Below are 1462 nucleotides of genomic sequence, written 5' to 3'. Positions count from 1 at the left end.
TGATGTGCACCCCAAAAGTTAGACCAAAAATCTAACGTTTGGGGTGTTTTGCTGTGGCAAAGTATGATGCATCATTTAAAATGCACGTGGTTCGAGAATATTTAAGAGAAAAACAAAGTTGTGCTAATTTGGCTAATAGGTATAATATAGGCGGTCAACGACAAGTTCAAAAATGGGTAGACCAGTACTTAGCCTTCGGCCAAGAGACATTTGCCAAGAAAAAGAAGCGTGTTTACACTGTTCAAATGAAGCTAGATGTATTACACTTTATGAAAACGACAGGTGCATCCCTTCAAGAAACAGCCAACCACTTTCAAATTCCAGATTGTGCATTAATCTCTGCTTGGAAGAAAAAGCTGATGGAAGATGGTGTGGGTGCACTGGCGAGACCAAAGGGGCGTCCTTCATTGACAAGTAAACCAAAGAAAGTAAAAAAGAAAGAGATAACTCGGGAACAACAACTAGAACAAGAAAATGAGTTATTACGAGCGGAGCTCGCCTTCATAAAAAAGCTCCGAGCTTCTGGGGAAAATATTCCGAGCCATCTGCTAAGATCCAAGCCCGAATCATCCAGGAGCTTCGACAAACATTCCGATTGACGTTACTTTTGAAAGTCACTGGTATGCCTAAGTCTACGTATATGTATTGGCAAAAGCGATTAGATATGCCGTTACCGAGTGACGATTTAGAAACCGTTATTCAGTCCATCTATGAAGAGAATAACCAAGACTACGGATACCGTCGTATTGGCTTAGCATTACGAAAGCGTGGCATCCTAGTGAATCATAAAAAAATACTAAAAATAACTCGGAAATTGGGTCTTCTATGTACAAAATATACTCGGAAATCAAGAAAGAAATACCGTGCATACAAAGGAAAAGTTGGCACCATCGCTCCAAATAAAATTCGACGTCGCTTCCAAACATCATACTACTATCAAAAATTGACAACGGACATTACGGAATTTAAGGTAGGAACAGGTCAAAAGCTATATCTAAGTCCAATTATGGATATGGGGACAGGGGAGATTATTTCTTATCAAATGAATGAACGTCCCAACTTGGCTTTTGTGCTAGAAACATTGGAACAGGCATTACAAATAGTATTGCCTCACGCACCCTATCGGGTGACCATCCATTCGGATCAAGGATGGCATTATCAACATAAGAAATGGGTATCTCTTTTAAAAAAGAATAAGGTTTATCAAAGTATGTCCCGTAAGGGAAATTGTTTAGATAACTCGCCTATGGAAAATTTCTTCGGTTTATTAAAGCAAGAGATGTATTATGGGTGTGTTTTTAAAACCTATCGGGAATTAAAACAAGCCATCCATGCGTATATTGATTACTACAATCATCGTCGTATCAAATTAAAATTGGCTGGCTTGAGTCCGGTAGAATACCGTCTTCAGGCCAGCCAAGAGGTTTAATTAAATTTGGTACAACTTTTGGGGTTCAGTACA

2 protein-coding genes are annotated in these 1462 nt (G+C 39.1%); both read left to right on the top strand.

Annotated elements, in window-relative coordinates:
- The first annotated feature begins 53 nt into the window (after nucleotides 1-53).
- Nucleotides 54-599, top strand: coding sequence for a helix-turn-helix domain-containing protein (locus R8925_RS15795; RefSeq protein WP_430536739.1), 546 nt, complete (start codon nucleotides 54-56; stop codon nucleotides 597-599).
- Complete coding sequence (locus R8925_RS15790; RefSeq protein WP_430536740.1) at nucleotides 482-1429, top strand: IS3 family transposase; 948 nt, start codon at nucleotides 482-484, stop codon at nucleotides 1427-1429. The genes R8925_RS15795 and R8925_RS15790 overlap by 118 nt, the downstream gene beginning before the upstream one ends.
- The last annotated feature ends 33 nt before the right edge of the window (nucleotides 1430-1462 follow it).

This window comes from Listeria rocourtiae subsp. hofi, assembly GCF_963575615.1.
GTDB classification, from domain to species: domain Bacteria; phylum Bacillota; class Bacilli; order Lactobacillales; family Listeriaceae; genus Listeria_A; species Listeria_A hofi.
The sequence above is the reverse complement of the archived record's forward strand: the minus strand, read 5'-3'. Positions and strand labels throughout refer to the sequence as shown.